Origin of the sequence: Citricoccus sp., assembly GCF_032154715.1 — a bacterium.
GTDB lineage: Bacteria > Actinomycetota > Actinomycetes > Actinomycetales > Micrococcaceae > Citricoccus.
In genome coordinates this window covers 1-6,793 of record NZ_JALDXU010000134.1, presented here as the reverse complement: position 1 = coordinate 6,793, position 6,793 = coordinate 1, and the positions used below count along the sequence as shown (strand labels likewise).

The window sequence follows — 6,793 nt, the reverse complement described above, 5'->3', positions numbered from 1 at the left end:
GAAATGAGTACTCATTTCTGCCCGCAAAACGCGGAGGACGTGGGTCAGAGGATGCCGAGCCGGTTGGCGTCCGGGGAGACACAGGCCATGGGGTCCACGGAGGCGGTCAGGGACGGGTGGCGATTCAGCAGCGGGACGGTCCACTTCTCGCCCGGGTGCATGGTCTTGTCCCGGCCCTCCACGTTGAGGTGGATGGGGTGTGCGGAGCCGTCCAGCAACTCCAGGGTGATGCAGTACTGGGTGATGCGCACGCTCAACGGCTGGTGGCGGAACCGGATGGTGAATTGCAGGCCCGGAAGTTCCACGGGCAGCAGGGGGTGCAGCCACAGGGTGTCCGCACGGGTCTCCACGCCGGCGTAGCAGCGGATGATCATGTCCACGGTGCCGGCCATGGCCCCCAGGTGGATGCCCTCGCGGGTGGTGCCACCCTGGGTGTCGGACAGGTCCGCCTCGAGGGCCTCCTGGAAGAGCTCCCAGGAGCTGGAGCGGTCCGTCCGGGCCGCGACCCAGCCGTGGACCAGCCGGGACAGGGTGGAGCCGTGGGAGGTGCGGGCCAGGTAGTAGTCCACGGTGGCCGCGAAGTCCTCCGAGGTGAAGTGGTAGCCCATCCGGTCGAGGATGCCCTGCAGCTCCTCGGAGGAGAACAGGTAGGTGAGCATCAGCACGTCCGCCTGCTTGGAGAGCTTGTAGCGGTTCGTGGTGTCGCCCTCCGCCTGCAGGATGAGATCGAGCCGCCCGATGTTGCTGTACCTGGCGCGGTAGCTGTCCCAGTCGAACTCCAGCAGATCCTCGTAGCCGTCGAACTGGCTCATGACGCCGCCGGCCTGGAACGGCACGCGCAGCCGCAGGCTGAGGTCCGCCCAGTGGTCCAGCTCGTCCTCGAAGACGTCCAGCCATTCCGTCAGCGGGTCGTCCAGTCCGTCCAGCCAGTGCACCAGCCGCACGGTCTCGGAGAGCACCCAGGACAGCAGCACGTTGGTGTAGGCGTTGTTCCGCACCCCGGAGCCCGGGGTATCCGGGTAGCCGTCGTGGTACTCGTCCGGGCCCATCACGCCGTGCAGCTCGTACCGGCCGCGCTCGGCGTTGTAGTGGGTCATGGACACGAAGAACCGGCAGATCTCCACCAGCATCTCAGCGCCGTAGTCCGAGACGAAAGTCTGGTCCTGCGTGGCCTCCACGTAGCGCAGCACGGAGTACGCCACGGCCAGGGAGACGTGCCGCTGCTGGTGCGAGTTGTCCGGCATCCACTGCTGGGAGCGTTCGTTCCACAGCTCGGTGGGGGTCTCCTCGCGACCGTCGGACCCGGACTGCCACGGGAACATGGCACCCTGGTATCCCTCGGCGCGGGCGTTGGCGCGGGCCTCTCCGAGCCGGCGGTAGCGGTACATCAGCAGGCCGCGGGTCAGCTCCGGCCGGCGCAGCGTCAGCATGGGATAGATGAAGATCTCGTCCCAGAAGATGTGCCCGCGGTAGCCCTCGCCGTGCAGGCCGCGGGCGCCCAGTCCGGCGTCGAGGTCCCGGCGGGAGCCGAAGCTGGTCTGCAGCACGTGGAAGGTGTGCAGGTTCAGGGCCAGCTGGTGGCGCTGGTTGGCCCCCTTGCGGACCAGGGACTCCGTGGCGTCGAGCCGGGTGGCGGGGGGAAGCAGATGGCCGTGCCGCTCCGGGGCCTGGTCCAGCTTCACGGCGAAGCGGGACCAGTTGATGCCCCACATCTCCTCGTGGTAGGTCAGCAGCTGGCGGAAGGACCCGGTCCGCTCGATGCGCTTGGCCGCGTTGTGCCAGACCGAGGAGATGGCGTGATCGTGGGTGTTGGCCACCGCCGCGATCTTGTCAAACATTACCGGGATGCCCTCGGCGAGCTCGATCTCGATGTCATGGCCGATCACCCGGGGACCCAGTTCCACCGGGGTGCGGACCGGTTCGGGTGCATCGGCGGGGGACTGGAAGCGGGTCCGGGCGGCGGTGGCCACGTGTAGCCGGGATTGGCTGGTCACGGTCTCCAGCAGGACGGTCTCCCCGTCGATCTCACGGGTCTGGACCGGCTCCCAGTGGTCGGAGGCGAGCTCACGGTCATCGGCCACGTTCTGGTTGGAGACGCGGCCGTCGATCAGGGACCGCACGGTGGCCGTGCCTGTCCAGTCCTCGGCTTCCACGGTCAGTTCCATGGCGGCCAGGTGGTGGCCGGCGAAGGACTGGAACTGGCGGGTGCTGACCCGGGTGGTGCGGCCGCGCTCATCCCGGAACCGCATGGTGCGGCTCAGCAGCCCGCGGCGCAGGTCCAGCTCCTGGCGGTAGGAGACCAGGTGCGGATTGCTCGGCACCAGCTCCTCGCCGTGGTCCAGGGTGACCAGCACGTAGGTCCAGTCCGGGGCGTTGACCATGTGCTCGGTCTCCACCGTCTTGCCCTGGACCGTGGATGTCAGCCGGTTGAAGACGCCGGCCACGTACGTCCCGGGGTAGTGGTGGGGGCCGGCGGTGGTGCCGGGGATGGAGCCGCGCGTTCCCCAGTAGCCGTTGGCCAGGGTGCAGAGGGCCTCCCGGGTGCCTTCCTCCGCCGGGTCGTACTCGTCATAGGCCAGCACCCAGTCCGGGTCGAAGGGCCGGGTGGTGCGCTGCTCCAGGTGCAGCCCGGTGATGTCCTCCACCACCACGTCCGCGCCGGCGTACTTCAGCCGGTCCGGGTCCCGCGCCCGGTCCACGCCGACCACCAGGCCGAAGCCGCCGTCGTGCGCCGCCTGCACGCCGATGGCCGCGTCCTCGAGGACGATCGCGTCCACCGGTTCCACGCCCAGCTGCTGGGCGGCCAGCCGGAACATCGCCGGGTCGGGCTTGCCGGGCAGGCCCCGTTCCCGGGCGGTGTTGCCGTCCACCACCACGTCGAAGAGCCTGTCCACGTGGCCCGCGCCCAGCACGGCCGCGGAGTTGCGGGAGGAGGTGACCAGGGCGGTGGGCACGGAATCGTGCCGCAGTTGCGTCAGCAGGGCGAGCGCCTCCGGGAAGACCGCGACGCCTTCGCGCGCCAGGACCTCCTCGAAGAACCCCTGCTTGCGGGCCGCGAGGGCCTGCACGGTCAGCGCACCGTCGGCGCCGGCGTCGGACTCCACCGCGGCCGGCGTGCTGGCCGCCCCGGTAGCCTCCTGCAGGCCCGTGGGAGCGCCCCGTCCGGGCCACTCCGTGAGAGCGCCCGGGGTTTCCGGCACCACCAGTCCACGGGAGGCGAAGAAGGCCCGGACACCGTCCTCGCGGGGCCGGCCGTCCACGAACTGCAGGTAGTCCTTGACGTGGTCGAAGGGGCGCAGCGCTCGCGGGTCCGCGGTCACCGTGGCCAGGTTCTGGGGCAAGGTGCCGACCGCCGCGAGCGAGGCGTCGAAGAGCTCCTTCCACGCCCGGGCGTGCACGCCGGCGGTGTCCGTGACCACTCCGTCCATGTCAAAGATGACCGCCCGGAAGTGGCGGAGGGTGTGGCGGCGGGCGGGGCCCGTCAGCTGGACGGGACGAGTCAGTGGATGCATGAAGCCTTCCTGTTCCCCGGGCGGTTGCCTCGGCATGTCGCGGTCAGTTCCCTGCATGGACCCGGCCACAGGTCTTGGACCCAGCCTAACGAGGGGGACGTGGACGGGATCAACCCGAGGTGACCCGGACACGGTGATCGCAGGGAGGCGGGCGGTCAGAGCCGTTCGAGGAGCATCAGGACCTCGTAGTGCTCGGTCTGCGGGAACATGTCCAGCAGCCGCGCCCGTGCCGGGCGGTACCCGGGCAGGCGCTCCAGGTCCCGCGCCAGCGTGGCCGCGTTGCAGCTCGAGTAGAGCACGTGCGCAATGCCGGAGGCCTGGATCCAGTCCGCCAGCTCGGAGCCGATGCCGCGCCGCGGCGGATTGACCACGACGGCGTCCGGCCACTCCGCGGGCACCTCGCCGGCGCCCCCGGTCAGCGGCACCTCCGTGGGGCGGTGAGGTGCGCGGTCCGGTGCCCGCCCCGTGGGGATCGCGGTGGCATCCCCGACGGCGAAGCGCACGCGGTCCTGCACGCCGAGGTCCCGGGCCGTCACCTGGGCGGCTGCGACGGCGTCCGCGGACATCTCGAGGCCCCACACCGTGCGCTCCGTGCCGGCCGGGAGTGGGCCGGCCCGGCCGCCGTCGTGAGAGCGGACCTCGGCAAGCTGGAAGCCGAAGCCGCCCACGCCGCAGTACAGGTCCCAGACGCTGGCGGCATCCGTGGTGTCCAGCCACTCGGAGGCCAGGGAGTAGAGGGCGGCTGCCAGGGCGGTGTTGGTCTGGAAGAAGCCCTGGGGGCGCAGGTTCAGGGGGATGCCGTTGAGAAGCATCGGCAACGTCGGCGCGCCGGCCAGGTGGATCTCCTCCGGGCCTTCGAGCACGGCGCGGTGCTCCGGAAGGAGGTTCGCGGTGACCACCTCGGTGGTCGGCAGGGCCGCCAGCAGGGCGGGGACCGCCGCGCGGAGGGCCGGCAGCTGGTCCCGGGAGCGCAACACGAACCGGATCATGAGCCGGCCGGACGGGGAGAGGGTCATGATGACGTGCTTGAGCTCGCCGGTGCGCGTGCCGAGGTCGTACGGGGTGAGCCCGGCGGCGGTGATGACCTCCGCGACCGCGGGGAAGGCCGCCCCGAGGGCCGGCTCGTAGAGGCCGCAGTCGCGCAGGTCCACGCCGCTGCCGTCATGGTGCTTGGGATGCTGACGGGGGTCAAGGATGCCGAGCCGGGGGCTTTCGGCCGTGCCCGTGACCACCATCTTGGCCTTGTTGCGGAAACCGGATTCCTGCGAGGGGACGGGGTCCAGCCACAGGTCCGAACCATCCGGCGCGCGGGTGCCGGCCACCGGATCCAGGAGGCGGCGGACGCCGGCCTGTTTCCGGTCCAATTGCTCCGCGTAGGGCACGCCCATCAGGGGGCAGGAACGGCACTCGCCGGCGTCGAAATGGGGGCATTGCATGGTGTCTCCAGGTTAGTGGCTGAAAAAAACTTTGCAGATTCACCACCCGGACCCATCCGCCGGCTGGGTGGCTCCGAATACTCCATGACAGCCCGCCCGGAAGACCGGGGGGAGGCACCCGTGGGACAGCACGTTCCACACACTTCAAGGAGTAGTCATCATGAAGACCACGATGCGCAACACCATGCTGGGACTGTTCGCTGTGACGGCGCTCGGACTGACCGCCTGTGGCGGCGCCGCAGATGAGCCGGCCTCTTCCTCGGCGGCCGCCTCGTCCGAGTCCTCCATGTCCGCCTCGCCGTCCATGGAGGAGTCCATGGAGTCCGGCTCTGGATCTGCCAGCGCCTCGGAGTCCATGATGGATCCGGCCGCCAACCTGGTCGGCCCGGGCTGCGCCGCCTATGCCGAGGAGGTCCCTGACGGTGCCGGCTCGGTGGAGGGCATGGCCATGGACCCGGTGGCCGTGGCCGCCTCGAACAACCCCATGCTCACGACCCTCACCTCGGCGGTGTCCGGCGAGCTGAACCCGGACGTCGACCTGGTGGACACCCTGAACGGTGACGAGTTCACCGTGTTCGCCCCGGTGGATGACGCCTTCGCCGCCATCCCCGAGGCAGACCTGAACGCCGTGGTCGAGGATGCCGACATGCTCTCCTCGGTGCTCACCTACCACGTGGTCCCCGGCCAGATCTCCCCGGACGAAATCGCCGGTACCCACACCACCGTGCAGGGCGACGACCTTGAGGTGGCCGGCAGCGGCGACGAGCTGACCGTCAACGACGCCAACGTCATCTGCGGTGGCGTCCAGACCGCCAACGCGACCGTTTACCTGGTCGATTCCGTGCTGATGCCGGCCATGGACTGATCCTCCACCGGCTGAGCCGGTCCGTCGATCCGTTCCGGGACCCGAGCAGTGGTCCGGACGGACCGATGGACAGCTCGACCATCGACGGCGAAGAGGTGGCCGGTCCAGTACCGAAGACGGTACGGGGCCGGCCACTTCCCGCATCCGCCACCCTTCACATCCGATACTGTTCATATCCGCCGCCAGGCGCATCCGCCGCCACAGGCAATCGCCGCCCGGCGCAACCGACGAGAGAAGAACGATGGCCATGACGAGGCACGCTGAACCAGGCTCCGCCCGCGGCTGGCCCTTCGCCGCCTCCGGCGCCCTTGCCGCCGCCCTGCTGCTGGGCATCGCCGAGATCGCCTCTGCGCTGTTCTCCCCGGTGTCCTCACCGCTGGTGGCCGTGGGGGCTGCCTTCATCGACATCACTCCCGCCTGGCTGAAGGACTTCGCGATCGACGTCTTCGGCACCGCGGACAAGCTCGTGCTGATGGTGTCCATGGGCGTGGTGGCGCTGGCCCTGGCCGCCGTTCTGGGCCTCATCGCCCGACGCCGGCTCGCCCTCGCCTCGGTGCTCTGTGCGGCCATCGCCGTACTCCTGGGCGCCGCCGTCCTGAGCCGGCCGGCGACCGGGTGGCTCGACCTGCTGCCCACCGTGCTCGGTGGCGTGGCTGGCATCGCGGCGCTGAACTGGCTCGTGCGGCTGGCGCACCGGCGCACCGTCCCGGTGGGCGCCGGTTCCGGACCGGAGACCACCGAGGGTGGCGCGGCGGCCCCCCCACGGCCTGAAGCGGCACGGCGCACCTTCCTGATCGGCGCCGGCCTGACGGCGGTGGTGGCCGTGGCGACCATGGCCGGGGGCCGCGCCCTCTCCGCCGTCAGCACGGCCGCGGTGGCCACCCGTGATGCCCTGCGCCTGCCGGGGGCGCGCCGCACGGCGGCGCCCCTGCCCCAGGGAGTGGACGCGCCGGCCCCCGGGATGCCGCCGTTCGTCACCC

The 6,793-nt window shown here is 70.6% G+C and carries 3 protein-coding genes and 1 pseudogene; 2 read left to right on the top strand and 2 right to left on the bottom strand.

Annotation, left to right across the window (positions count from 1 at the left end):
• Positions 1–44 precede the first annotated feature (44 nt).
• Both RUH65_RS14945 and RUH65_RS14940 read right to left on the bottom strand, forming a co-directional pair.
• Positions 45–3,512 (bottom strand): HAD-IA family hydrolase, encoded by a 3,468-nt coding sequence (locus RUH65_RS14945; RefSeq protein WP_313818414.1) that lies wholly within the window; start codon positions 3,510–3,512, stop codon positions 45–47.
• Between the two features lie 155 nt (positions 3,513–3,667).
• Entirely contained in the window at positions 3,668–4,948 is a 1,281-nt protein-coding gene (locus RUH65_RS14940; RefSeq protein WP_313818413.1) for a methyltransferase domain-containing protein, read from the bottom strand.
• Positions 4,949–5,108: 160 nt separating this feature from the next.
• Here RUH65_RS14940 and RUH65_RS14935 point away from each other — a divergent pair, with 160 nt between their 5' ends.
• Positions 5,109–5,813 carry a fasciclin domain-containing protein gene (locus RUH65_RS14935; protein WP_313818412.1) on the top strand — a complete coding sequence of 235 codons (705 nt, stop codon included), beginning with the start codon at positions 5,109–5,111 and terminating at the stop codon, positions 5,811–5,813.
• Between the two features lie 247 nt (positions 5,814–6,060).
• Positions 6,061–6,793 (top strand): annotated as a pseudogene (locus RUH65_RS14930) (oxidoreductase); the annotation flags it as partial.

Bases quoted from the DNA above. Each gene is read 5' to 3' on its own strand.
- RUH65_RS14935 (WP_313818412.1), top strand. From the start codon at position 5,109: ATGAAGACCACGATGCGCAACACCATGCTGGGACTGTTCGCTGTGACG.
- RUH65_RS14940 (WP_313818413.1), bottom strand. From the start codon at position 4,948: ATGCAATGCCCCCATTTCGACGCCGGCGAGTGCCGTTCCTGCCCCCTG.
- RUH65_RS14945 (WP_313818414.1), bottom strand. From the start codon at position 3,512: ATGCATCCACTGACTCGTCCCGTCCAGCTGACGGGCCCCGCCCGCCGC.